General features: G+C 41.1%; 17 protein-coding genes and 1 pseudogene. 7 read left to right on the forward strand and 11 right to left on the reverse strand.

Annotated elements, in window-relative coordinates; translation table 11 throughout:
- Positions 1 to 13: 13 nt before the first annotated feature.
- Together hemN and yjgA are read right to left on the reverse strand one after the other, a co-directional pair.
- Positions 14 to 1,394, reverse strand: a pseudogene (gene hemN / locus P20439_RS07390) (oxygen-independent coproporphyrinogen III oxidase).
- Between the two features lie 116 nt (positions 1,395 to 1,510).
- On the reverse strand, positions 1,511 to 2,035 hold the full coding sequence (gene yjgA, locus P20439_RS07395; protein WP_008465739.1) for a ribosome biogenesis factor YjgA: 525 nt from the start codon (positions 2,033 to 2,035) through the stop codon (positions 1,511 to 1,513).
- 145 nt (positions 2,036 to 2,180) lie between these two features.
- On the opposite strand from yjgA, the gene pmbA reads away from it, so the two are divergent.
- The 3 genes from pmbA (at position 2,181) to P20439_RS07410 (ending at position 6,663) form a co-directional block, all read left to right on the forward strand.
- Positions 2,181 to 3,530: a metalloprotease PmbA gene (gene pmbA / locus P20439_RS07400; protein ID WP_008465741.1), complete on the forward strand. Its 1,350-nt coding sequence runs from the start codon at positions 2,181 to 2,183 to the stop codon at positions 3,528 to 3,530.
- Positions 3,531 to 3,639: 109 nt separating this feature from the next.
- A complete protein-coding gene (locus P20439_RS07405; protein WP_008465744.1) occupies positions 3,640 to 4,119 on the forward strand; it encodes a DUF721 domain-containing protein in 480 nt (159 codons plus the stop codon).
- Positions 4,120 to 4,590: 471 nt separating this feature from the next.
- Positions 4,591 to 6,663 (forward strand): M13 family metallopeptidase, encoded by a 2,073-nt coding sequence (locus tag P20439_RS07410; protein ID WP_008465746.1) that lies wholly within the window; start codon positions 4,591 to 4,593, stop codon positions 6,661 to 6,663.
- An 85-nt stretch (positions 6,664 to 6,748) separates the two neighbouring features.
- Here the strand turns inward: P20439_RS07410 and mutT are convergent, their stop codons facing one another.
- From mutT to P20439_RS07425, 3 genes are all read right to left on the reverse strand, one after another.
- Positions 6,749 to 7,147, reverse strand: coding sequence for an 8-oxo-dGTP diphosphatase MutT (gene mutT / locus P20439_RS07415; protein ID WP_008465747.1), 399 nt, complete (start codon positions 7,145 to 7,147; stop codon positions 6,749 to 6,751).
- A gap of 70 nt (positions 7,148 to 7,217) precedes the next feature.
- A complete protein-coding gene (gene secA, locus P20439_RS07420) occupies positions 7,218 to 9,926 on the reverse strand; it encodes a preprotein translocase subunit SecA (protein WP_008465749.1) in 2,709 nt (902 codons plus the stop codon).
- 375 nt (positions 9,927 to 10,301) lie between these two features.
- Positions 10,302 to 12,329, reverse strand: coding sequence for a methyl-accepting chemotaxis protein (locus P20439_RS07425; protein WP_008114995.1), 2,028 nt, complete (start codon positions 12,327 to 12,329; stop codon positions 10,302 to 10,304).
- Positions 12,330 to 12,442: 113 nt separating this feature from the next.
- On the opposite strand from P20439_RS07425, the gene P20439_RS07430 reads away from it, so the two are divergent.
- Complete coding sequence (locus tag P20439_RS07430) at positions 12,443 to 13,213, forward strand: NADP-binding protein (RefSeq protein ID WP_008465751.1); 771 nt, start codon at positions 12,443 to 12,445, stop codon at positions 13,211 to 13,213.
- 195 nt (positions 13,214 to 13,408) lie between these two features.
- Here P20439_RS07430 and hutH read toward each other — a convergent pair whose 3' ends face one another.
- From hutH to hutC, 3 genes are read right to left on the reverse strand one after another with little or no spacing between them, the layout of a single operon-like run.
- Positions 13,409 to 14,941: a histidine ammonia-lyase gene (gene hutH / locus P20439_RS07435; RefSeq protein WP_008465753.1), complete on the reverse strand. Its 1,533-nt coding sequence runs from the start codon at positions 14,939 to 14,941 to the stop codon at positions 13,409 to 13,411.
- The gene (hutU, locus tag P20439_RS07440; protein ID WP_008114999.1) at positions 14,938 to 16,617 is read right to left on the reverse strand and encodes a urocanate hydratase; all 1,680 of its coding nucleotides are present in this window, start codon (positions 16,615 to 16,617) and stop codon (positions 14,938 to 14,940) included. The genes hutH and hutU overlap by 4 nt, the downstream gene beginning before the upstream one ends.
- Before the next feature lie 29 nt (positions 16,618 to 16,646).
- Positions 16,647 to 17,369, reverse strand: a complete 723-nt coding sequence (gene hutC, locus P20439_RS07445) for a histidine utilization repressor (RefSeq protein WP_008465755.1) — start codon at positions 17,367 to 17,369, stop codon at positions 16,647 to 16,649.
- Between the two features lie 110 nt (positions 17,370 to 17,479).
- Here hutC and hutI point away from each other — a divergent pair, with 110 nt between their 5' ends.
- Together hutI and P20439_RS07455 are read left to right on the forward strand one after the other, a co-directional pair.
- Positions 17,480 to 18,727 carry an imidazolonepropionase gene (hutI, locus tag P20439_RS07450; protein WP_008465756.1) on the forward strand — a complete coding sequence of 416 codons (1,248 nt, stop codon included), beginning with the start codon at positions 17,480 to 17,482 and terminating at the stop codon, positions 18,725 to 18,727.
- A gap of 57 nt (positions 18,728 to 18,784) precedes the next feature.
- Positions 18,785 to 20,509, forward strand: a complete 1,725-nt coding sequence (locus P20439_RS07455) for a GGDEF domain-containing phosphodiesterase (RefSeq protein WP_036933174.1) — start codon at positions 18,785 to 18,787, stop codon at positions 20,507 to 20,509.
- A 7-nt stretch (positions 20,510 to 20,516) separates the two neighbouring features.
- On the opposite strand, the gene P20439_RS07460 is transcribed toward P20439_RS07455, so the two are convergent.
- Together P20439_RS07460 and rraA are read right to left on the reverse strand one after the other, a co-directional pair.
- On the reverse strand, positions 20,517 to 21,566 hold the full coding sequence (locus P20439_RS07460) for a formimidoylglutamase (protein WP_008465760.1): 1,050 nt from the start codon (positions 21,564 to 21,566) through the stop codon (positions 20,517 to 20,519).
- Between the two features lies 1 nt (position 21,567).
- Positions 21,568 to 22,065 carry a ribonuclease E activity regulator RraA gene (gene rraA, locus P20439_RS07465; protein WP_008465762.1) on the reverse strand — a complete coding sequence of 166 codons (498 nt, stop codon included), beginning with the start codon at positions 22,063 to 22,065 and terminating at the stop codon, positions 21,568 to 21,570.
- 403 nt (positions 22,066 to 22,468) lie between these two features.
- On the opposite strand from rraA, the gene P20439_RS07470 reads away from it, so the two are divergent.
- Positions 22,469 to 24,349 (forward strand): methyl-accepting chemotaxis protein, encoded by a 1,881-nt coding sequence (locus P20439_RS07470; protein ID WP_008465763.1) that lies wholly within the window; start codon positions 22,469 to 22,471, stop codon positions 24,347 to 24,349.
- A gap of 24 nt (positions 24,350 to 24,373) precedes the next feature.
- Here the strand turns inward: P20439_RS07470 and P20439_RS07475 are convergent, their stop codons facing one another.
- Complete coding sequence (locus P20439_RS07475) at positions 24,374 to 24,748, reverse strand: gamma-butyrobetaine hydroxylase-like domain-containing protein (RefSeq protein WP_008465764.1); 375 nt, start codon at positions 24,746 to 24,748, stop codon at positions 24,374 to 24,376.
- Positions 24,749 to 24,751: the final 3 nt, after the last annotated feature.

Consider the following 24,751-nt stretch of genomic DNA (forward strand, 5'->3'; position numbering starts at 1 on the left):
ATGCTCGCTAGTTTTAAATTATATAACCCCGTGAAAAGCGCGTCGCATTCAGTTGTTTTTTGTAAATGCGCATCAAAACACATACAAATAATACGAATAAATAAATTCCCTTTTGGCGTCACCTTAATGATGTCATCTTCTATTGTTACCATCTCATCGGCAATTAATGGTGCTAGCGCCTCTAAGGCATCTTTAAAGTAATCGCTAAAGTCTATCTTATGTTGGTTAGCAAATTGGCCCATATCAAGCTCAAACTGGCAAATAAGCTGCTTAATTGCATCCGCACGAATAAGGTCATCTAGTGTTAAATGCACCCCTTTATTAATGGCACTGCCTGCTTGCTCGTCGACTGCTTGGTAATAGTGTTTTAGCTCTTTTTTATTTTGTAATATGGCTGTGCCTATTTGCGATATTGACGAGACCCCTAAGCCTAGTAAATCACATTCTCCATGGGTAGTGTAACCTTGAAAGTTACGATGAAGTTGGCCGCTATTTTGAGCAATAGCCAATTCATTATCAACTTTTGCAAAGTGATCCATACCTATAAATTGATAGCCCGCCTGTGTCATTTGCTCTAGGGTATTTTTGAACATAGTGAGCTTATTATGGGCACTGGGTAAATCAGCATCTTTTATTTTACGTTGAGCGGCAAAGCGCTCAGGTAAATGAGCATAGTTAAATACTGAAACACGGTCGGGGTCTAAGGCAATCAGTTGCTCAATAGTTTGCTGAAAGCTTTCAGGTGTTTGCAGTGGGAGCCCATAAATCATATCTGCATTAATTGATTTAAAACCCAATTGTTTTGCTTGGGTAATTAACTGCTTTACCTCATCAACATGTTGAGGGCGGTTAACAGCTAGCTGAACCTGATCATTAAAGTCTTGAATACCAAACGACACACGATTAAATCCCATTTCGCTTAAGTCAATCAGCATATTGTCAGCCAGTGAGCGAGGGTCTATTTCTATACCGCGCTCACAGGTATCGCTAAAGTTAAAGTGTTGCTCTAGTAGCTTTACTAAGCGAGTCATTTGGGCTGCGGTTAAAAAGGTTGGAGTACCGCCACCTAAATGTAATTGTTCGACCCGATAGTCTTGAAATAGCGGCGCTTGTGCCGCGATTTCTTTAGCTAAAAAATCTAAGTAGGTATCAGCTTTAGATTGATGGCGAGTAATAACTTTATTACAGCCACAGTAATAGCAAAGCTGGCTACAAAAAGGGATGTGAATATACAAAGACAAAGTACGGGTTTGCGATGATTCAATAGCACTGATCAAATCTTGTTGCTGGTAGCCGTCAGCTAATGAAAGTGCTGTCGGGTAAGACGTGTAACGCGGGCCCGATACATTGTATTTGTTTATTAAAGTTTGATCCCATTGAGGAAGTTTAATCATCACGCGCACCTTATCTTTTAAGTTGCTGCGTATTGTAAAAAAGGAAAGGGGAGGAGGTTTTGATCTACAACAAAAAAAGGTGCCGCAGCACCTTTTTAGTATGTAACGCAGCTGCGTTACATAATGGCGTCTTTTAAATACTGAAATAGCTCTTTGTAGCCTTTGGCTGGTTTTTCTGCTTTTACTTCTTTAGCCGCATTTCGCACCATTTGGCGCATTTTTTGGCGCTCTAGGGCAGGGTATTGCTCAATGGTTTCGTTGATCAAGTCATCGCCTTGCTCAATTAAATCACTGCGCAGCTGCTCAATTTTTTTGATCATAACCTCTGCTTGGTTATTTTTATTAAGCATTACATCAATGATCGCTTTAATTTCTTCAATGTTTTCTACGGTACGAAGCGTTTTTGCAATGTAATTTAAGTGGCGGCGGTAGGCATCACTTTTGTTACTAATTTTATCGGCAACTACCATTGCTTCTTTTAAGTCATCATTGAGCGGCAAGCGTTCGCGCTGCTTTTTACCCATTTTGGCAATTTCAGATCCTAACTGATGAAACTCTTGCGCTTCACGCTTAAGTTCACTTTTTGATACATATATAATTTCTTCTTCAATTTCAGCAGGCTTGCCTTTTTTTTTCGCCATGGGGTGCTCTTAAATAAAAATAACTTCATCTATTATACGCGATTCTTTTAGTGATTAATATTAGCTGATGTGGTGCAGTGAGTGTGTTAGCATTTAAATATAAAAAATGTGTGCAACATGGCCTTCAGGGCTCAGGACAGAATTTATGAAAAGCCAACACCAAGATCCAATTTATTCGCAAATTTCTCAAGTAAAAGACGCCGTTTCAGAAGTACTTGAACACGCTAAAAAGCTAGGCGCTACCGCTGCAGAAGCTGCTATGTCGAGCACTTCAGGACTATCGGTAAGTACGCGCATGGGCGAAGTAGAAACCATTGAGTTTAACCAAGACGGAGGTTTAGGAATTAGTGTGTATGTTGGTAATAACAAAGGCTCTGCTTCAACGGCTGACTTAAATCCAAAAACATTGCGATCTGTGGTCGAAAAAGCCATAGATATTGCTAAATTCACCTCAGATGATCCGTGTAATGGTATTGCTGATAAAGAATTACTTGAGTTTTCGCCTAAAGATTTAGACTTATTTCACCCTTGGGATGTAAGCCCTGAGCAAGGAATCGACTTATGTCATGCTGCAGAGCAAGCCGCATTAAATGCGGATGAGCGAATTGTGAACTCTGATGGTGCTAGCTTTTCTTCGCACCAAGGGCTGCGCGTGTATGGTAATAGTCATGGTTTAATCGCCGGTTATCCGCGTACACGTCATAGCATAAGCACTATGGTAATAGGCAAAGAGGGCGAGCATATGCAGCGCGACTCAGCCTATACGATTTCCCGCGATCAAGCAGGACTAAAAGACGCTGCAAGTGTTGGGCTTGAAGCCGCGGCAGAAACCCTAGCAAAACTAAACAGCCAAAAACTAGGTACTATGAAAGTACCGGTTATTTTTAGAGCCGATATTGCTAACTCATTATTTGGTCATTTAGTGTCAGCGATTGGTGGTGGCGCACTGTACCGTAAATCCAGCTTTTTACTGGACAGCTTAGGTACGCAAGTTTTTAGCAAAACCGTTAATATTTCAGAGCGTCCACACCTACTAAAAGGGTTAGCATCATCACCATTTGATAGTGAAGGGGTTAAAACCCTCGACAGAGAAATAATACACGGTGGTGAGTTGCAAACGTATTTACTAGTGAGCTACGCAGCGCGTAAAATGAATATGACGCCAACAGGTCATGCCGGTGGTATCCACAACTGGTTAGTTGAACAAACCCATCAAGATTTAGCCGCACTATTAAAAACCATGGGCACAGGTTTATTAGTCACTGAACTTATGGGGCAGGGTGTAAATACCGTGACCGGTGACTACTCTCGCGGTGCTGCGGGTTTTTGGGTTGAAAATGGTGAAATACAGTACCCAGTAAGTGAAATTACCATTGCTGGAAATTTAAAAGATATGTTTAAAGGTATTTCAGCCATTGGTGGCGATATAGAGCGACGTGGTGGTATTCAAACGGGCTCGGTACTGATTGAACAAATGCAGGTCGCGGGTGCTTAATACCGAACTGCAATAGTACTTAATTCAGCGAATTGGTATAACCCCACTTTGTTTGCTTAAATTAAGCTTAATTTAAGCAAACTTTCTTTTGATGTTTTTAAGGTGTGATATGGCTAAAGATAGATATGCGCCAAAACCATTTACCGACATTATGGCCGGGCTGAACAACCGTTTAGCAGCCTATGCGGGAAAAAGCCAAGCACTGGATACACAGCAACAGTTGTTACGCGATTTCTTAGGCCCTAAGCTAGGCGATAAATGCCGAGTAAGTAATTATCGTGATGGTACGCTGATGATCGAGGCTGTTTCTGCTCCTATTGCACTTCGACTTAACTATTTAAAAATGGATATGCAGTCTCATTTTAGAGCAGCTGGTATGGCAGAGCTTGGGCAAATAAAAATTACCGCCAATCCACAAGCAACTCAACGATTAAGCACCCGACCTAAAGCGGTTGATGGCAAACCAACGAACTCCCTTACAATGAGTGAACAAACGGCTGATTATTTAAATGCTATCGCCGATTCTGCGCCTCCGTCATTAAAAGAAAAGCTTCAGCGCTTGGCTTTGCACGGTAAAAATAAGCCCTAGCTAGCCCTCGCACTAGGGTCTGTTGACCTTTTAAGATTAAATTTGCAGCAGTCTGTTTGGTTTTAAGGCAAGGCAGAGCCTATGTGGTGTATTCCCCATAAATAGGCGATAACGCAGCATCAATACCAAACAGGCGCTGCCCGAAGGGTTCTGCCTAGGGGCGATTTACTCTTTGTTGCTCGGTTTTGACTTAGCCCACTAGGTTACAAACCTCGCGCCGCGATTAAACCGCTCCTAGTTTGAACAAATTTCAATCCACAAAGGTCAACAGACCCTAAACTCCTTTTCTCGCTCTGAAGAAGCGTAAAATACTTTGTTACATATTCGATTTTATTGTTATTTAAATCAGGTTTATGATGCTGGATCAGTGCCTTTATTTAAGGTGCTCGCAATACGTATTTTATTAAGTTACATGTATCCCATAAAGCTTAATGAAATGCGTATTTATATTAATTAATATACGGGATCCTTATGCAAAAAATAACCATAACTGCCGCTAGTATAGCACTGGCGTTAGGTTTAGTTGGCTGCGGTGAAAAGCCACAACAAATGAAAGCAGAAGCAACAACAGTGACTGCACCTGTTGCAACCTCAGGTGCGCTAGGTGTTGATTTACAAAATATGGATGAAAGTGTTCGTGCACAGGATGATTTTTATTATCATGTTAATGGTCAATGGTTAGCAAAAACCGAAATTCCAGGTGATAAGTCTAACTATGGATCCTTCTCTCAGTTATATGATGAATCACAAAAAGCAATGAAGACGGTACTTGAGCGCGCTGCGACTAATGCTGATGCAGAAGTGGGCAGCGATGAGTATAAGTTGGGGGCTTTTTATACCAGTTATATGGCCAAAAATGCGCGTGAAGAGCTTGGTATTACTCCGCTTAAAGAGTCATTGTCGGACATTGATAAAGTGACTAATAAAGCTGACTTAGTGACGTTAATGGCTCAGTTACAAGTAAAAGGCGGGGACTTACCGTTTGGTTGGTATGTAAATAATGATGCTAAAAACTCTAGTGAAAATGCTTTATATGCGTACCAAGCTGGCTTAGGGTTACCGGATCGCGATTATTACTTAAAAGATGATGAAAAATTCACAAAAATTCGTGCTGCGTATCAAACTTATATTGGTGACATTTTAGCAAAGGCGGGTGTTACAAGCGCTGAAAATGCCGCTAATGCGATTATAGAGCTTGAGAAAACTATTGCCCAAGCGCAGTGGAGTCGAGTACAAAGCCGCGATGCAACTAAGTCATATAATAAAATGACGGTAGCTGAAGCTAACGAGTTAATGGGTGAGTTTGATTTAAGCGCTTATTTTGAAGCGGTCGGTGTTGATGCTCAAGAGTTGATTGTGCGCCAACCAAGTTACTTTGAAGCGTTTGCAGCTATTTTCAAAAATACCGACTTAACTGTGTGGCAAAATTATTTAAAATTCCATTTTGTTAGTAATTACGCGCAGTTGCTTAATAAAGATTTAGTAGACTTGAAGTTTAATTTTTATAGCACTACCTTGCGCGGTGTTGAAGAACAAGCACCACTTTGGAAGCAAGCTGTTGATGCATCAAACAGTGTGCTGGGTGAAATTTTAGGCAAAGTGTATGTTAAAGAAAACTTCCCACCAGAAGCCAAAGCGCGTATGGAAGAGTTAGTTGATAACGTAATCAAAGGTTATTCAGTGGCAATTGACAACCTTGAATGGATGAGCCCTGAAACAAAAGTGGCGGCACAAGAAAAGCTTAATAAGTTTACCCCTAAAATTGGTTACCCAGATAAATGGAAAGATTACTCAGATTTAGCGATTAACCCTGATGAACTGGTAGGTAACTATATTCGCTACAGTGAATGGGCTTATGCAGATATGATTGCTAAATTAGGTAAGCCAGTTGATCGCTCTGAGTGGCATATGACGCCACAAACAGTGAATGCTTACTACAACCCAGTGAATAACGAAATAGTATTCCCTGCGGCGATTTTGCAGCCTCCTTTCTTTAATTTAGAAGCGGATGATGCGGTTAACTATGGTGCTATTGGTGCAGTTATTGGCCATGAGTTAGGCCATGGCTTTGATGATCAAGGTGCAAAATACGACGGTGATGGCAATTTACGTAATTGGTGGAGCGAGTCAGACCTTAAGCAGTTTGAACAGCGAAGTGCTGCCTTAGTTGCGCAGTATAATCAGTATAAACCGTTTGAAGATGCCAGCGTTAATGGTGAGCTGACATTGGGTGAAAACATTGGTGACTTGGGCGGCTTAACCGTCGCTTATAAAGCGTATCAGCTATCGCTGGGTGATTCTAAAGCGCCCATTATTGAAGGCTATACGGGCGATCAACGCTTCTTTATGGGCTGGTCGCAAATTTGGCGTCGTAAATACCGTGATGAAGCATTGCGTAATCGTTTAATGACCGATTCACATTCACCGAGTCATTATCGCGTGATTGGTATTTTGTCGAACATGCCAGAATTTTACCAAGCGTTTGATGTGAAAGAGGGCGATAAAATGTATATCAAGCCGGAAGATCGTGTAAAAATTTGGTAATTTGAGCTGAAATTAGCTTAGACCCATTAATCGCAAAATTAAAAGCCAGTGAGCATGATGCTCACTGGCTTTTTAGTTACTTTTACTAGCTATATTTCGTTTTTATGGCGCTGATAATCTCAACATTGGCAGCAGGAAAATCATAGTTATCAAGTTCGTCAATGCCTACCCATTCGCTTGGTTGCCCTTCTGCGCCATGGGCTTGGCCATTAAAGTTACTGACCACATGCACATTAAGTCGTACGCATTTATCGCCATAGTCATGCTCTATAGTGATAAGTTCGCTTGAACTATGAATAGTCAGCCCTACTTCTTCTAGCAGTTCACGTTTTAGGGCTTGAAACACGGTTTCTCCGGCTTCAACTTTGCCACCAGGAAATTCCCATAATCCACCTTGATGTTGCTCATCTGCACGTTTACAAATAAACAAATTGTTATTTTTTTTAATTACACCCACAGCAACATTGATGATTACTTTAGTCATTACCTCTCCCTTAAATAGCATAAAAAAAGCGACGCAAGCGTCGCTTTTTATCTAACGTAACAAAGTGGTGTTATTTTAATTTACCACAACATTGTTTGTATTTTTGACCTGAACCACATGGACATGGATCGTTACGGCCAACTTTTGGCTCGCTACGCGCCATAACCTGAGCGCTTTGTGGTGCTTCACCACCTACGTGTTCTGCTTCTTCATGTTGATATTCGCGAGGGGCATTTTCACTTTTACGGTGTTGCTCTTCTACTTTTTCAACATCTTCTTCAGCGCGAACTTGCACTTTACTTAAAATACCAACGACATCAACTTTTAAGTTTTCTAGCATTTCAGAGAACAATTCAAACGACTCACGTTTGTATTCTTGCTTAGGATTCTTTTGTGCATAACCACGTAAGTGAATACCTTGGCGTAAGTGATCCATTGCAGCAAGGTGATCTTTCCAATGTTGGTCAAGACTTTGAAGCATAATTGCTTTTTCAAACTGACGCAGTACAGAGTCGCCGACCATTTCTTCTTTTTGCTTGTAGGCTTGTTCAACCGCTTCTTCAATACGCTCACGAAGTTTTTCTTCGTATAGCTTATTGTCATCAGCTAACCACTGAGTAATTGGTAACTCAATTAAGAAATCTTGCTTTAAACGTTCTTCAAGCCCTGATATATCCCACATCTCAGCTAAGCTTTGTGGGGCAATGTATTGATCAATTACACCAGCGAGCACATCACCACGGATAGCAGTAATCGTTTCTGAAATATCACCCTCTTCCAGCAATTCATTACGTTGAGAGTAAACAACACGACGTTGGTCGTTTGCTACATCATCGTACTCAAGTAGCTGTTTACGCACATCAAAGTTACGTGCTTCTACTTTACGCTGAGCGTTTTCGATTGCGCGGTTAACCCATGGGTGTTCAATGGCTTCGCCACGTTGCATACCTAGTTTACGCATCATGTTAGTCATGCGCTCACCAGCAAAAATACGCATCAGCGCATCATCCATCGATAGGTAGAAACGGCTTGAACCAGCATCACCTTGACGGCCAGAACGACCACGTAATTGGTTATCAATACGACGTGACTCATGGCGCTCTGTACCAATAATATGTAAACCGCCGGCATCAATTACTGCGTCATGGCGAATCTTCCATGCCGCCTTAATTTCAGCAATTTGATCGGCCGTTGGGTTTTCAAGCTTTTCAACTTCGCTGTTCCAGTTACCACCCAGTACGATATCGGTACCACGACCGGCCATGTTAGTGGCAATGGTAACAGTCCCTGGTAAGCCCGCATCAGAAACAATGTCAGCTTCTTGTGCGTGGAATTTAGCGTTCAGTACATTGTGCTTAATTTTTTCTTTACGTAAAAACTGCGATAAGTACTCAGAACTTTCAATTGAGATAGTACCAACAAGTACCGGCTGACCACGTTCTTGACAGTCTTTAATATCTGCTAAAATGGCTTCGTACTTCTCTTCTTGCGTTAAGTAAACTAAATCAGCGCGATCATCACGGATCATTGGCTTATTGGTTGGCATAACAACTGTGTCTAAACCGTAGATAGACTGAAACTCAAACGCTTCTGTATCGGCTGTGCCTGTCATACCTGCTAGCGTTTCGTACAAGCGGAAGTAATTTTGGAACGTAATAGAAGCTAACGTTTGGTTCTCGTTTTGAATTTTCACACCTTCTTTTGCTTCTACAGCTTGGTGTAAACCTTCTGACCAACGGCGTCCTTCCATAGAGCGACCTGTGTGCTCATCAATAATGATAACTTCGTTTTCTTTAATAACGTAGTCAACATCTTTTTGGTAAAGCTTGTGCGCACGAAGAGCTGCATAAACGTGACTGAGTAGCGTGATGCTCGCTGCTGAGTACAGTGAATCACCTTCTTCAATTAAGCCGCGCTCTGTAAGTAGCTCTTCAACTTTTATTTGCCCACGCTCAGTTAGGTGAACTTGCTTAGATTTTTCATCGATAGTGAAATCGCCATCACCTTCAATCCCTTCCTCATCTTCTTTTTCTTGTAGTTCAAGTAAAGGAACAATGGTATTTATTTCAGTGTAAAGCTCTGAGCTGTCTTCAGCTGGGCCAGAAATAATAAGCGGCGTTCGCGCTTCATCAATTAGGATTGAATCCACTTCATCCACTACGGCATAGAATAATGGGCGTTGTACGCGTTCATCAATGCTAAATGCCATGTTGTCACGTAGGTAGTCAAAACCAAATTCGTTGTTGGTACCGTATGTGATGTCGGCTTCATAAGCTTGTTTTTTCTGCTGCGGCATCATGCCCGGAACATTACAACCAACGGTTAAGCCTAAAAATTCAAATAAAGGGCGGTTGGTTTCAGCATCACGCTTGGCCAAGTAGTCATTCACGGTAATAACATGAACACCTTTACCTGTTAAGCCATTTAAATATGCTGGAAGTGTCGCGGTTAGGGTTTTACCTTCACCAGTACGCATTTCTGCAATACGGCCTTGTTGTAAAACCATACCACCTAATAATTGCACGTCGAAGTGACGCATACCGTTTACACGCTTTGACGCCTCACGTACCACAGCAAATGCTTCTGGTAGAATGTCGCCTAAGCTTTGTCCGTTATCGTAACGTTCTCTAAACTCAGCTGTTTTAGCTTTTAAATCTTCATCTGAAAGCGCTTCTAGTTGCGTTTCAAGTGCATTGATCAGTGCGACCGTCTTTCTTAGGTTTTTAATAGTGCGGTCATTGCGACTACCAAAAATCTTGGTAAATAAATTAGATATCATGATAAAACCGTTACAATGTGTTTTTTTGCTAGCCGTGCATCGGCTAACCCATTTTTTACAATTGATAATTAATGTATTCTTTGAATTAACCTTTAGGACACATTAATTAGCAATTTTGTATTAAGCTGCTTTAAAAGCACTGTTTATTACCTGCGCTACTATACCAGACTCTGCTAAACATCAAACTACCTCAAGAAAAAGATCTTCATTTAAAACAGAAAAATTAGATCGTGCTCATAAAAATAGTGTTCTATTGCTAAATTTGATTAAAACTGCAGATAAACAGACCCTAAGGATATGGTGCTGAATAAATTAAAAACAAGGGTAAAACGCTTAAATTTCACCCTTAAATTCTTTGTTTACAGGCATCGATTTTTAAAGCTTAAATTGAGCAACTGTTTTATTGAGCGCCCCAGCTAAGTCACTTAAATCATGTGCTTCATCGGCGAGAGTGTGTGCATGGTGAGCGGTGCTATTAACTAAGTTATTAATAGCAGTAAGGCTCGTGTTAATATCTTCTGCAACGACTGTTTGTTGCTCGGTGGAGGTGGCAATTTGATGGCTTTGATCTTGCACTTTAGTGACCGACTGTTTGATGCTTTGTAATGAGCCCAGTACTTCCTTGGTTTGAGTAACAGAGCTTTGCGCTTGATCTTGCCCTTGCTGCATCATAACGGCAGCCTTTTGCGCAATTTGTTGTAAACGAGAAATCATATTACGAATATCGTCGGTTGACTCTTGAGTACGACTTGCAAGTGAGCGTACTTCATCAGCAACTACAGCAAAGCCTCGCCCATGCTCACCTGCACGAGCCGCTTCAATGGCAGCATTAAGGGCTAAAAGATTAGTTTGCTCAGCAATAGAATTGATGACATCAATGAGTGCACCAATGTTGGTACTTTCTTGTTCTAGACCTGTAACAACCTTAGATGCTTCCCCTATATGAAGTGCCAATGCGCTCATTACATCTTGTGCCTGCGTTGAACGCTCGGTACCTTGTGTAGTTATTATTTGTACTTCTTCGGCAGCGGTATTGGTATATTGTGCATTGCGAGAAATTTCAAGCACGGTACTGGCCATTTCGGTTACTGCGGCGCTGACACTATCTACTTGTTGTTTCTCTTGTTGAATTTCCGAGTTGGTTTTCCTAGAGACTATTTTTAATTGATTGGCAGCCTCATTGAGTTGCTCTGCTTGGGTAGCGGTTTGACGCATCATCAAGCGTAATTTATCAATAAAGGTATTCATGTGATTGGCTAATTGACCGACTTCATCACGGCTATTGATATCAATTTTTTGGGTTAAATCGCCATCACCCGAGGCTATATCGCGCATAATATGCGTTAGCTTTACAATTGGTTTAGAGATCAGCTGCGTTGCCCAAATGATCATAACAATCACAATAAACAACATAATAACTACTGTGGTGACGGTGCTTTTAACGGCATCGTTTACTGGGGCCTCAATTAAGCTTGTTGGAATTAATAGCCCAACATACCAATCTAAGAAGGGTTGCTCCAATTGTAGGCGACTATAAACAACATAGTATTGTTCTCCTTTAAAAGTAACCGTGTGACTACCTTGTAGGTTTTTTTGCATCTGTTGATTAAGTGTCTCAAAGCCAGAAGTGTTTTCAAACTGTTGCTCTAGCCCATCTAAACCTTGCTTTTTCTTAGTGCCGTCATCAGTAATTGACAAGTTGTGTTTGGTTGCTTTCGAAAGGTGCACCACTTTTTGGTTGCTGTCTAATAAGAAGCCGTAGCCTTGATTATTAAAGCGAATGCTTTCTACCATGGCATTAATTTTATTTAACTGCAGGTCTACGCCACCAATACCAATTAGTTTTTTTTGCTCATTATAAACAGGTTGCTGTACTACGGCTGAGGCATCGCCTGTTGTTAAATCAACTGAAATAGGGCCTACGTATAGTTTGTTTAGTTGCATGGCTTCTTGCCACCAACCACGCTTATATGCGTAATAAGGTTGGCCGTTATAATCCGACGTGCGTTCGTTTTCTTTAAAGTATTCGCCTGTAATTGCTGAGGCAAAAAATGCTGAGAGAATATTTTCATCATGGGCGCTAATGCGCACAAAGTCTTGATTTATTTCACTGTAACCGGGAGCGTTTGCCACAGGTTGATCACGTTGTTCCCATGCCTCGAAAAAATTAACTAAGTGTGGGTTATTTACAAAAGTAGATACCACTTTTCCGTACCTAGCAAAGTAACCTTGCATTGATAACTGCTCACTTTGCAGGTAACTTTGTGCTTCGCGTTCAATATTAACGCGTGATAGGTCGGCGATATGTTTGATAAAAAATGTGGAGGCGAGAATCAGCAGCACGGTAATCGTACCACCAATTAGTAATAATATTTTTTTTCGTAAAGAGAGATTATTCAGCATAAGTGTACGTATTGTTATTATTTTTAGTATCGTATATCTAATCATATTTTGTTTTTTATCGCTATAAAACGCGTTAATAAGTGTGATTATGCTTTTAATAAAGGGTAAATAAAGTGCAAACCAACAAAGATAACTTAGTAGTTCTTGGCGCAGGTTGGCTTGGCCAAGCCTTATGTATTGATGCACAAAAACAAGGTTGGCAAGTGCAAGGGACTCATCGTAGTGACACCCATCAATTTGATTTTGAGCGTCAGTTTGTTTTACAAAACGGCGAGCTGCAGCACCAAGTGGATTTACAAAATGCGTATTGGGTGTGTGCTATACCGCCGCGCAGTCGTGACAGCGAAAGTGATTATGCACAGGTGCTGGAACAGGGATTAAAGCTGGCAACTAAGCTTAATTGTAAAGGTTTTTTATTGTGCTCATCGACTGGGGTGTATGATCAAGAGCCCGGAGTTTATAGTGAAAGTAGCGATATATCAGGCACTAACGAACGACAAATAAAGCTCTATGATGCAGAAGAGCAAGTGCTAGAGCAGCAAGGTAAAGTGCTTAGGTTAGCCGGGTTGTTGGGGCCAAATCGAGAGCCGGGTCGTTTTGTGGCGGGTAAGGAACTCAACACCTCTAGTCAGCAAGTGGTGAACATGGTGCATCAACAAGATGTGATCAATGCCATTTATGCGGTACTTAACAATTGGTCACAAGGGCAAAGCATTTATAATGTAGTTAACCCTGCGCACCCGAGCAAAGCAGATTATTATGCACAAAAATGTGAGCTGTATGGCACACAAATGCCAAGTTTTAGTAGTGATGAAGTCGCTGAGCGCAAAGTTATTGGCTCAGCGATAGAAGCGCTGGGTTTTAGTTATCAGTATGGTATTTAACCTGAACTCTGAATAATAAATCTATCTCAAGCAGCTATTTTCAGTGCTAACTGCGTTGAATTTACTTGCAATAGGCTAGCTATTGACGCGTAATTTCGCCTTGTTTTCACTGGAAATCTCTGGCTAGAGAAAATAAACATAAATATCATATTGATTCAATACGTTAGTAAATCTCTTAACCAGAGTTCACGCTATTTAATAAGAAGGTAAGGGCGAGTTTTTTATAAAGTCGCACAACTTACCTTCACTTAGTAGTGTGTTAGCCGCTTCAATATCGGGGGCAAAGTAGCGGTCTTTATCGTAATAGCTAACATGTTGGCGTAGTAGTGCTTTTGCATTTTCTACCTGCTCACACGCATGTAGTGGCGCTCTAAATTCTAGCCCTTGAGAAGCACTCAGCCATTCAATAGCTAACACGCCTTGCGTATTATTAGCCATATCAACTAAGCGCCTAGCGGCAAAGGTTGCCATAGAGACATGGTCTTCTTGGTTAGCTGAGGTCGGTAAGCTATCTACCGAGGCCGGGTGTGCTAGTGATTTGTTCTCTGAGGCGAGCGCAGCTGCGGTCACTTGAGCAATCATAAATCCTGAATTTACCCCACCGTTTTCAACTAAAAATGGCGGCAATTTTGATAAATTAGAGTCAATCAGTAGGGCAATACGTCGCTCAGCTAAGGCGCCAATTTCGGCAATGGCAATCGCAAGATTATCAGCGGCCATAGCAACGGGCTCAGCATGAAAGTTTCCGCCTGAAATAATATCCCCTACATCGGCAAAAACGAGTGGATTGTCGGTTACCCCGTTTGACTCACACAGTAATACCTCGGCGGCCTGGCGTATTTGGGTTAAACACGCACCAAGTACTTGCGGTTGGCAGCGCAGGCAATAAGGGTCTTGTACTTTTTCACAATTAATATGTGAGTCACTAATTTGTGAGTGGGTGCTTAATAGCTCTCTAAATACCTGCGCTGTATCAATTTGCCCTTGTTGACCACGAACCTCATGAATACGTGCATCAAATGGTGCGCGACTGCCCATGGCGGCCTCAATACTTATAGAGCCAATAACACAGCTTTGTGCGTACAAATCTTCTGCTCTAAATAATCCCTGCAGTGCAAATGCAGTAGAGGCCTGTGTGCCATTTAATAGTGCTAAGCCTTCTTTAGCAGCTAATGTCAGTGGCTCTAGCCCTGCAATTTTTAACCCCTGTTCTGCGCTTATTAGCTCTCCTTGATAGCGCATTTTCCCTTCACCTAATAAAGGCAAGCACATATGGGCAAGGGGGGCTAAATCGCCCGATGCGCCCACTGAGCCTTTTTTAGGCACGCATGGATACACTTCATTTTTAAGTAGCTGTATAAAAAACTCAATTACTGCTAAACGAATACCAGAATAACCCCGTGATAAAGAATTTACTTTTAGGGTGATCATTAATCTGACCGTGCTGTCATCCATTAATTCGCCAATGCCCGCAGCGTGTGAAAGCACAATACTGCGTTGTAATAGTTCTAGCTCATCATTCGCTATTTTAGTATTGGCTAATAAACCAAAGCCGGTATTAATACCATATACAGTACGCTGCTCGTTTATTACGTCTTGAACGGTTTGTGCGCTGGCTGCTATTTGCGTGGCGGCCTCAGTTGCCAAAGTTAAATTTATGGGTGATTGATTAATTTTTCTTAAGGTATTTAATTCAAGCTGACCTGGTGTGAGAGTGTATGAAATCATGACTTATCCTTGTTAAGCATAGGTAGGTCTAGGTTTTGTTGTTGTGCACAGTTTTTTGCAATGTCATAACCGGCATCGGCATGGCGCATTACACCGGTAGCAGGATCGTTCCACAGCACTCTTGCAAGGCGTTGCTCTGCTTCATCGGTACCATCGGCAACAATAACCACACCTGAATGTTGACTAAAGCCCATACCTACACCACCGCCATGGTGAAGCGATACCCAAGTAGCACCGCCAGCGGTATTGAGCAGGGCATTCAATAAAGGCCAATCAGAGACTGCATCGGAGCCATCTTGCATGCTTTCTGTTTCACGGTTAGGACTGGCAACTGAGCCTGAGTCAAGATGATCACGGCCAATAACCACCGGTGCTTTAAGCTCACCGTTTTTAACCATTTCATTAAAGGCAACCGCTAGACGCGCGCGGTCTTTTAAGCCAACCCAACAAATACGTGCAGGCAAGCCTTGAAATTGAATTCGCTCACGCGCCATATCAAGCCAGTTATGCAAATGCTTATCATCAGGGATTAGTTCTTTTACTTTTGCGTCTGTTTTGTAAATATCTTCGGGATCGCCTGAGAGTGCTACCCATCTAAATGGACCAATACCTTCACAAAATAATGGACGAATATAAGCAGGTACAAACCCAGGGAAATCAAATGCATTAGTGACGCCTTCTTCGAGCGCCATTTGACGAATATTGTTGCCATAGTCGGTAGTTGCTGCGCCTGCATCTTGTAGTGCCAACATCGCTGTTACTTGAACTGCCATTGATTGTTTGGCTGCTTTTACAACTGCTTGTGGATTATCGATTCGCATTTTTGCTGCATGCTCCATACTCCAACCTTGTGGTAGGTAGCCGTTAAGCGGATCATGGGCTGAGGTTTGATCGGTGACTATATCGGGAGTAATACCACTTTTTACTAAGGTACTAAAAACATCAGCCGCGTTACCAAGTAAACCCACAGAAAGCGCTTCACCTTTTACACAGGCATCGGTTATTAATTTTAATGCATGCTCAAGATCTGTGGCTTTTACGTCGACGTACCCTGTTTTTATTCGAAAATCGATACGGCTTTCATCACATTCCACCACTAAGGCACTAAAGCCTGCCATGGTTGCAGCTAATGGTTGTGCACCGCCCATTCCTCCGAGGCCACCAGTTAACACCCATTTACCTTTGGCATCGCCTGAAAAGTGTTGTTTTGCCATAGCTACAAAGGTTTCGTAAGTGCCTTGCACTATGCCTTGAGAGCCAATATAAATCCAAGAGCCAGCGGTCATTTGGCCGTACATCATCAAGCCTTTTTTATCTAACTCGTTAAAATGTTCCCAGTTAGCCCAATGCGGAACAAGGTTAGAATTTGCAATTAGTACCCGCGGTGCGTTGCTATGAGTTTTAAATACCCCCACCGGTTTACCTGATTGCACTAATAGGGTTTCGTCATCTTCTAGGCGTTCAAGCGTTTCAATTATTTTGTCATAGCTTGGCCAGTCACGCGCAGCACGGCCAATCCCGCCATACACCACCAAAGCTTGAGGGTGCTCGGCAACATCAGGGTCTAAATTATTCATTAGCATGCGTTTAGCTGCTTCAGTTTGCCAGCTTTTTGTGGTTATTTGATTACCATGCTGTGCGCGTATTGTGCGCTGTGTGTCCAGTCGATGATTCATTTTTCACTCCTGTTAAATAGTGTTAAGCGTTATGCGCTTTTATTATTATTTTTAAATGTTAATTGTCCGCCTAAGCGATACTTACTGCCCGGCGATATAAGTCGTGCAAAGCTTACAATTCCGTTTACCGACCAAGTACGGCGTATTACTTGTAAACAGGGCTCTTCATTATATAAGTTAAGCCATTGGCACATTTCACTGCTTGGTGTAATAGCCTCTACCGTGTGCCTTGCTTGTGTTAAAGGGGCAACTGTTGATAAGTATTCGTGTGGGGTAAGGGCGGTAAAATCTTGTTGTAAATAATCTTTTGCAAGGGGCGGATTTACAAAGCGCTCTTCGACTTGTAAGGGACTGTCGTTTTCGTTATGAATAATGACACTGCGATACACCACACTATCTACTTCCACACCTAAAGCAATTGCAATTGGCGCGACAGCATTAATTGATTCCAATACTTGCACTGTGCAGCTGTAGTTTCCGTTTCGCTCTTTTACTTCATTGGCGATGTTTTTAATTTCAAGTAATGACGACTGTGATTTGAAGCTTGCTACAAACGTGCCTAGCCCTTGGCTACGAGTTAAAATACCCGCATCAGTGAGCTCACTGAGGGCTCGACGTGCGGTCATTCTGCTTACCGTAAACTGTTTTGCTAGTTCATTTTCTGAGGGTACGCGTTGGTTTTCAAGCCAAAGTCCGCTGCGTATTTTGTCCACAATAAACTGTTTTATTTGCGTAAACTTAGGTGTTGGCATAAATACTTTTAGTATATTAAAAATAAACAATACCTAGTAAGATGGCACAATCATCTTGTATATACAAGATGTGTTGTTAAACTCGTTTGAACACTATCGCGGAGAAATTTATGCAAGCTACAGAATCCACAGAACAATTAAATGATATCGATTTACTGCTCACCGATGCCAATATTGCCACTATGGATAGCAATATTGATGCGCCTTATGGAGCGATAGAAAATGCGGCGTTAGCAATTAAAAATGGCAAAATAGTATGGCTAGGTGAGCAAACTGAGTTACCTGATTTTGATGTGTTAGCCACTCCGATATTAAGTGTGAAAGGGCAGTGGTTAACACCTGGCTTAATTGATTGTCATACTCACTTAGTGTTTGCCGGTTCTCGTGCAAAGGAGTTTGAGCAGCGTTTACAGGGAGTGAGTTATCAGCAAATTGCTGCGCAAGGGGGCGGAATTGCAAGTACCGTAAAAGCAACCCGAGAAGCTGAACATGAGCAACTGTTTGTAGCCGCAAAAGAACGTTTAAATGCACTGTTAGCAGAAGGCGTAACTACAGTTGAAATTAAGTCAGGGTATGGGCTTGATATCGAAAATGAGAAAAAAATATTAGAGGTGGCTAGGCTGTTAAACCAACATCATCCAATTGAAATAATTAACACCTTTTTAGGCGCGCATGCATTACCTTTAGAGTTTAAAAATCGCAGTGATGATTATATAGATTTAGTGTGTAATGAAATGCTTAACACCCTTGTCGAACATGATTTAGTGGATGCGGTTGACGTATTTTGTGAGGATATTGGCTTTAGTTATGCGCAAACGCAGCGAGTATTCGATGCGGCTAAAAAACTGGGGTTAGCAATTAAGTGCCATGCGGAGCAGTTATCTAATCAACAAGGCGCTTCGCTGGTGGCGCAATATAATGGCTTGTCAGCGGATCATTTAGAATACCTCGATGAAACAGGTGTTAAAGCTATGGCCAATGCAGGCACTGTGGCGGTATTACTGCCCGGTGCTTTTTATTTTTTAAAAGAAACGAAATACCCTCCGATTGAACTGTTAAATAAATACAAGGTTCCCATCGCAATTGCCAGTGATTTTAACCCCGGCACATCACCGTTATGTTCTTTGCAATTAATGATGAATATGGCTTGTACATTATTTAATTTTACTCCAGAGCAAGCATTAACGGGAGTCACTGCACACGGAGCTCAGGCTCTTGGTTTTACTGATAGAGGCGTATTAAAAGTAGGTGCTCGCGCTGATATAGCACATTGGCAAATTGAGCATCCAGCACAATTAAGTTATCAGTTTGGAGTAAATAAACTGTTAAATTTATGGATATTGGGTAAACTTAGCTAATTATAAGACTTAACTCTTAAACCCATGTTTTATTTAATGTCAGTGAGTACCTCAGCTATGGATGGAACGTTATTGAGCTACAGTAATTTAGCTATATTTTTAAGTGGTGCGCTTTTAATGGCAATGGTTGCTGTATTGTTAACCGTTAAAAGTAACGTAATGAGGCTCAGCTTTTTATGCACCGGGCTGATTGGTTTAGCTATGGTTAGTACTGCCATTCCTTGGTTTGTTGTGTTATTGGCTCTGGGGTTTGGTTTTCATTTATATCAAGCGAATTTACTAAAGCAAAAACTCCCATTACTTGTTAGTGCCTGTGCAACAGGGTTACTTGCTTTATTATTTATTGGTTACCTCTTTTTTACGCTACATTTAGCGTGGTTACTTATTCCAATTTTACTGCTCAGTAGCAGTAGCTTTTCAATGGATAATGCACCACAGATTGCTCCACCCTTAAAGCCGCAAACCGACCCTGAGGTGTATGTTGAAAACTCACCTTTAACTAGCTTCCCTGATAAACAACAGTTACGTCAAAAATATAATGAGCTTATTAATGAAGATTCATTCAGAGCTGCACTTATTGTTTTAAGATTGGAGGGCTTTGCGCAGGTTAATCAACACATTGGCCGAGATTTTGGTGATTTACTCTTGTCTCAGTCGGCAAATAGAATAAAAGACTTATTAAATAGTGATGAAGTGTTTTATCTTGACGAGCAGGCTAAGTTAGCGCATTTGGGTGGGTTAAACTTTGCATTTATTTGTGATTTACAAAGCCATAATCATTTACATCAACAGCTTATAAAGCAAATTATTGGCGCGACTTTAAAGCCATTCAATGTAGCTAATTGTACGATTGAAGTAAAAGTAAGAGCCAGTTATGTACATTGTGAGCAGCAAAGCAGTAGCTTTGATGAGTTAATTAGTCATGCTTACTTGGCACTTGATAGCCGACCTGATAAACAAATAGTGGCTTATCATCAGCAGATGACGGTTGAGCACTTAGAGCAGCAAGCGCGATTAACTGAGCTGGCGAATATCAGTTTTGCTGATGAGTTTGAACTGTTTTTTCAACCTGTGATTCGAAATAGTGATGGCCAAATCGAATTTTTAGAATTGCTATTACGTTGGCAGCATCCAACTCAAGGGACTTTGTCGGCGAGTCGATTTATCAATGATATTAGAATTGCAGGGCTTGGTTACTCACTCGCTACCTTTGTTATTGAACGTGCTGGAGAGCTTGCCATGGCACTTCGTATGGAAGGAATGTCGGTACCTTTAAGTGTTAATTTATTTGGTCCGGAAATGCTCAACGAAGAGTTTGTGGATTTTGTTTATGGGGTTATTGGTGAGCATCAACTCAGGCCTGGTGATTTAATTTTAGAATGTCCGCTACATATTTTTACTAGCTTAGATGATAAAGGCAGAGCCATGATTGCAAGGCTTAATAGTTTAGGTTTAAAAGTGTGTGTTGATGGTTTAGGTGATAACCCTGTATTACTTTCTAAGTTACCTAGTTTAGCGGTGGAATATATTAAAGTATCGCCTGCATTAACTGCAGACTTTAGTAATCAAAATAATATACGTAGTTTAGTAGGTGGCATGGTTGAAATGCATAACCAGCAACAGACGAAAGTTATTTTTGAAGGTGTTGAAACACTCGATCAACTAAAGTTTGTAAAAAGTCTAAAAGCCTATGCTTCACAGGGATACTATTTTGGACACCCATTGAGCAGTTTAGGATTAATGAGTTGGTTTAAGCAATGGTTAGAAGCACAAGAACTTTAAGTGTGTTTTAAATGCTTAGTTTTGTTTGTAAATAGGTATTAACTAAAGCACTGATCACTTGGCCACACTGTAATTTACCTGCAGTTATAGAATGAGGGTGTTGTGAAGGTGCTGCTTCGCATAAGTGTAAATAAGCACTGCGCGGATCATTTGCAGCTAAGTAAACATAATGCTCACCATCGCTGACATCAAAACCACAATAATTAAAGGCACTTGCAGGCATATTGGTTAAGCTATCTAAATCAACTTCTACCCCTAGCGGTGCGTTATCAAACTCTTTGAGTGCAAGGGCAGTTGCTTCAGTTAAGTTTATTTCACGCTTCACATTAATTGTTTGATAGCTTGTGTAGCTAAAGTTAGCGCTCTGCATAGCATCAAAAATAGGCTGATTGTTTTTTAGCTCATGTAAGCCAATAACATGGTAATTCTTGAGCAGCTGCTCTTGGTAAGCGTAGCGAAACCCATTACCACTGTGCCTACCTTCACACTCACGAAAGTCGGCATGAGGATCTAAATTAATCGCGTTAATTGCGCTGTGGCTATGTTTGGCAAGCGAGCGAATAATACCCAGACAGTTATTGTGTCCGCCGCCAATAATAATAGGTTCAAGGCCCGCTTTAAAAACCATGTCTAAAATTGCTTCAACTCGCTCATCTACTTCAGCGCACAGCTTACGCAATTGAGCTAAGTCGTTTGGATTATGATTATCAAGCGGTTGGGCTTGTTGCATTAAATCGTCGAGGTTGACTTCGCCAAGCAGTAACACTTTTTGCATAGCGATGGCATTATTGTGAGGTTGGTTTAAAAACCGTTGTAAAAAAGCAGGCCAAGCATACTGTGCACCGCCTTTTCCTAGGTTGGCTCTCGGTCCAATGTCTTCACATATGCCGAGTAAGACAAAGCGCATACCAAATTGTACGGCATCAGCAAGCGCTTGTTGGATATTGTCGCGGGCATCGAGTAATGCCATCGACTGCCATGCTTTTAGCTCTCCAGCACGGTCAGAGCAAATTTCCTTTACCGTGCTTTCGTTATATATTTTAAGCTGAACAGTCACACTAAAGTTCTATTATTTCTAGCTCTAATTCTTCAGCAGAAAGTACAATACCTGTACTGTCGGCATAAACAAAGTCATCATCAAAAAATGATACGCCAGCAAAATTAACCCCTATACCGCTTTCGCCCGCGCCTTCACTGTCTGCTGCAACAGGAATTGATGCAATAGCTTGAATTCCTAAATCAAGTTCTTCAAGCTCATCAACGTGACGTAATGCACCATATACGATAATACCTTGCCAATTGTTTTCTAGTGCTAGCTCAGCCAGCTCAATATCAATTAATGCTCTGCGAGTTGAGCCGCCGCCATCAATAAGTAAAATCTGATCAGTACCATCTTGAGAAAGTAATTGGCGGATCAGTTCATTGTTTTCAAAACATTTTACCGTTTTAATGCGGCCACCAAAACTGTGTCGACCACCAAAGTTGATGAACATAGGTTCAAGCACGTCAACCACATCAGCAAAGTGGTCGCATAAATCAGAAGTGCTGTAATCCATTATTTTATCCTCAAAAGATACATAAGTTAGAAACTCAGTATACCCTCCTTATATGCAATAACAACGACTTAATCGCAGTAAATTTAGCCATAATTAGAACTAAATCAATTATAAGAATAATAATTCTTTCATAAACTTGTCATTTATTCACAACAAGATTATAAACAGGTGTATTGCTTCCTGATACGGTTGAAGATTTTCCTCCGTCAGTGGCAAGAGTCGTAAAATTGAGCAATACTGTTGTTAGGCCAATGGTTTTTATATTGTCCATTTGTTTAAAAGGAGTTTGTTAATGGTTAAATTTTACCGGCGACCCTTTTTATTTTTTATTCAAAATTAATGATTTAAATGAAAGGAAGCACCACTTTATGCTGCGCTGGCAAATTTAATATAGGTATTTACAATGAATTTTTTACAAAATCTGACGATAAAACGCCGTTTGCAACTAAACGCCCTTGTTGTAGGCTTAGCAATGATTGTCATGCTATGCATCATCATTTATGAAGCACGTATTATGCTTAAATTAAATGAAACAATTCAGTACGCTGAAGAGCTAGATATACATGAGCTTTCGATGCGCAAATATGAGAAAGATTTTTTATTTTATAAAGATGAAAGTAGCTTAGATTTATTCACTAAAGAATACAAACAACTGCAGCTTAAATTAGAAAAGCTAACTGTTTTATCAACAGACTTAAATATTGCCACGGCCCAGGTAAGCCAATTCTCGGCGCTTGCAAAACAATACTACGATGATTTTCAGGTTGTTGTAAAACTGCAACGTAAGATAGGCTTACATCCCAAAGATGCACTTTACGGCGAGCTTCGTGAAGCTGTTCACAGTATTGAAACGTTACTCAATGAGCAAAATAATTATCAGCTACTTACTACCATGCTGCAGCTACGCCGTGCTGAAAAAGATTTTATGTTACGCTTGGATACAAAATACCTAGACCGATTTAATAAATTAGCAGTGGAGTTAAAACAGCAAGTAAGCGCCGCCGATTTACCCAATCAGACCCGCAGTCAATTAGCATCGTTAATGAGTAATTACCAAGGTAAATTTACCGCGTTAGTAGAGGCACAGGTAGCACTGGGTGTCGATTTAAATTCGGGCGCCTTGGGTAAAATGAGGATAAGTGTTAAAAAGAGTGATGAAGTGGTTTCTTACATTACAGCTGCCACTAAAGAGCAAGTAAGTGAAACAGCCAATCAAGCACAATTATTAGCAATAGTGATTTTTGTGATTGCCAGTGTGATTGTTATGGCGCTTGTGTACTTAACTAGTCGTTCAATTATTCAGCCTATTGAAAGGGTGTATCAAGCAATAGATGAAATTAGGCGCAATAACGATTTAAGTTTATTTATAGAGCATAAAGGAAAAGATGAAGTAACCAGAATGACCATAGACTTTAATAGTTTAATTGGTGACTTCAAAAAACTAATTTATGAAGTAAATACCGCATTGAAAACGTTAAACATTGCGACTGAAGATTTATCTAACACAACGGCAGCAACTAGCTCAGGAATGCAAGAGCAGTTACATGAAGCCGACATGGTAGCCACCGCTGCGACAGAGATGCAGGCGACAATTCAAGATATTTCACATAATACTGAAGCTGCGGCTAAAAAGGCAGAGTCGACTAACGAGAGTGCCTTACAAGGTCAGGTTGAGGTTGAGTCAACCATTAAGCACATTAATGCGTTGTCTGATTCTTTGGTAAATGCTTCAGGTGTGGTGTCACAGCTTGAAAAAGATGGTGAAACTATTGGCTCAGTGCTTGATGTAATTCGTGCTATTGCTGAACAAACTAATTTACTGGCTTTAAATGCTGCTATTGAAGCGGCGAGAGCCGGTGAGCAAGGTCGCGGCTTTGCGGTTGTTGCCGATGAAGTACGTTCACTAGCCCAGCGTACGCAAGAGTCGACTAGCGAAATAGAAGGTATTATTAATACCTTGCAACAGCGCACTCAAGAGGTAGTAAGTATTATGCATCAATGTCGAGCTCAAGGTGGCGAAAGTGCAACACAAGCAACTAAAGCGGGTGAGCTGCTAGGATCTATTACACTTGATGTGCAAACAATTATGGAAATGAGTACACAAATTGCTGTGGCGATTGATGAGCAAAGCCAAGTTGCATCAGAAGTGAATAAAAATGTAGTGCGAATTCGTGATATCGCTCAAAGCGCGTCAGAACATTCGGCTAATAACGCACAAACCAGTGAAGAGGTTTCAGCGCAAGCACGCGTGCTACATAGTGCGATAGATAAATATAAAGTTTAAGCTTTGCTATACAACCAATAAAGTTTAAGGAATAAACTTTATTGGTACGCTGTCTTTGTTATTTTCATGTTGTTTAACACGTTCTAAATAAGTGTCCCACAACTTAGTATGTTCGGCTTGTAATCTAGCCAAATATTGCCAGCTAAACAACCCGCTGTTATGCCCGTCGTCAAACTCTAAACGCAACGCATAATGTCCTACGGGTGTAATGCTTTTAATGCCCACTGTTTGTTTATTAAGTACTAACTTCATAGGCTCAGAGCCATGGCCTTGCACCTCGGCTGAGGGAGAGTGAACCCGTAAAAACTCAGTACTGAAGGTTGCCTCTGAATGATCATCAAAGAACACATCTAAATTTTTACTCACACTATGATAGTGCACTTTAGTTACTTGTTTCATCGT

The organism is Pseudoalteromonas sp. BSi20439 (genome assembly GCF_000241165.1).
Classification (GTDB): Bacteria; Pseudomonadota; Gammaproteobacteria; order Enterobacterales; family Alteromonadaceae; genus Pseudoalteromonas.

What these genes read in the sequence shown, in the direction of transcription:
- P20439_RS07425 (WP_008114995.1), bottom strand. Translation starts at nt 12,329, where the DNA reads ATGCTGAATAATCTCTCTTTACGAAAAAAAATATTATTACTAATTGGT.
- P20439_RS07410 (WP_008465746.1), top strand. Translation starts at nt 4,591, where the DNA reads ATGCAAAAAATAACCATAACTGCCGCTAGTATAGCACTGGCGTTAGGT.
- hutI (WP_008465756.1), top strand. Translation starts at nt 17,480, where the DNA reads ATGCAAGCTACAGAATCCACAGAACAATTAAATGATATCGATTTACTG.
- P20439_RS07475 (WP_008465764.1), bottom strand. Translation starts at nt 24,748, where the DNA reads ATGAAACAAGTAACTAAAGTGCACTATCATAGTGTGAGTAAAAATTTA.
- hutU (WP_008114999.1), bottom strand. Translation starts at nt 16,617, where the DNA reads ATGAATCATCGACTGGACACACAGCGCACAATACGCGCACAGCATGGT.
- rraA (WP_008465762.1), bottom strand. Translation starts at nt 22,065, where the DNA reads ATGGATTACAGCACTTCTGATTTATGCGACCACTTTGCTGATGTGGTT.
- P20439_RS07455 (WP_036933174.1), top strand. Translation starts at nt 18,785, where the DNA reads ATGGATGGAACGTTATTGAGCTACAGTAATTTAGCTATATTTTTAAGT.
- P20439_RS07405 (WP_008465744.1), top strand. Translation starts at nt 3,640, where the DNA reads ATGGCTAAAGATAGATATGCGCCAAAACCATTTACCGACATTATGGCC.
- yjgA (WP_008465739.1), bottom strand. Translation starts at nt 2,035, where the DNA reads ATGGCGAAAAAAAAAGGCAAGCCTGCTGAAATTGAAGAAGAAATTATA.
- hutH (WP_008465753.1), bottom strand. Translation starts at nt 14,941, where the DNA reads ATGATTTCATACACTCTCACACCAGGTCAGCTTGAATTAAATACCTTA.
- pmbA (WP_008465741.1), top strand. Translation starts at nt 2,181, where the DNA reads ATGAAAAGCCAACACCAAGATCCAATTTATTCGCAAATTTCTCAAGTA.
- hutC (WP_008465755.1), bottom strand. Translation starts at nt 17,369, where the DNA reads ATGCCAACACCTAAGTTTACGCAAATAAAACAGTTTATTGTGGACAAA.
- mutT (WP_008465747.1), bottom strand. Translation starts at nt 7,147, where the DNA reads ATGACTAAAGTAATCATCAATGTTGCTGTGGGTGTAATTAAAAAAAAT.
- P20439_RS07470 (WP_008465763.1), top strand. Translation starts at nt 22,469, where the DNA reads ATGAATTTTTTACAAAATCTGACGATAAAACGCCGTTTGCAACTAAAC.
- secA (WP_008465749.1), bottom strand. Translation starts at nt 9,926, where the DNA reads ATGATATCTAATTTATTTACCAAGATTTTTGGTAGTCGCAATGACCGC.